This window comes from Psychrobacter piscatorii, from assembly GCF_001444505.1.
Lineage (GTDB): Bacteria > Pseudomonadota > Gammaproteobacteria > Pseudomonadales > Moraxellaceae > Psychrobacter > Psychrobacter piscatorii_B.
Window position 1 is genome coordinate 1 of the sequence record NZ_LNDJ01000037.1, and the last position, 778, is coordinate 778.

Sequence of the window (778 nt, forward strand, 5' to 3'; positions counted from 1 at the left end):
CTTTAAATAATGAATCACCTCAGACTTGTAAAGGCCATTGACTGTCTCGGCCAAGGCATTGTCATAAGAATCCCCTGTTGTGCCAACAGAGGCAATAACACCAGAGTCCGTCATCTTATCTGTATAGCGAATGGATAAATACTGAACCCCGCGATCACTATGATGAATCACATCTTTAGGATTATTCCTGTATGCAATGGCCTGATTGAGCGCTGCCATCACCATATCGGTGTTCATGCGATTAGACACCTTCCAGCCCACAATAGCGCGAGCAAACACATCAATAATAAAAGCCGTGTATACCCAGCCGCTAGTTGTCTTGATATAAGTGAAGTCCGCAACCCATAGCTGGTTAGGGCGGTGGGCGCTAAAGTTACGATTGACTAAATCATTCGCCCGCAGCTGATCATCACGACTATTGGTAGTAATCTTACTCTTACCGCGCCAAACCCCTTGCATACCGTGCTGCTTCATTAGTCGCTCAATAGTACAACGAGCGACATGAATGCCGTCTGCTTTCATCTGCTGCCAGACTTTACGAGCGCCATAGCGGCACTTGCTATCCTGCCAGATGCGCCTGATCTCGCTGATGTAGAAGTCATCATGGTGGCAACGCAATGAGCGCTTGTGTGGGTTGTTGCTTAAGTCTTTAGCGCGATAATACGTTGATTGGGCAATCGGCAATACTCGACAAATTGGCTCGACCCCATAGAGGTGTTTGTAATCATCAATAAACTGAGTCATTATTTCGGTGGGCGGCCGAGCTCCGCCTGGGCGA

At 47.8% G+C, this 778-nt stretch carries 1 protein-coding gene and 1 other annotated feature; the gene reads right to left on the minus strand.

Annotated elements, in window-relative coordinates:
• Window positions 1-778, minus strand: a 778-nt coding sequence (locus AS194_RS02165) for an IS3 family transposase (RefSeq protein WP_152978585.1), incomplete at both ends; no start/stop codon positions are given.
• Window positions 670-778, minus strand: a sequence feature (AL1L pseudoknot). This feature is flagged as partial in the annotation. Its footprint overlaps the gene before it by 109 nt.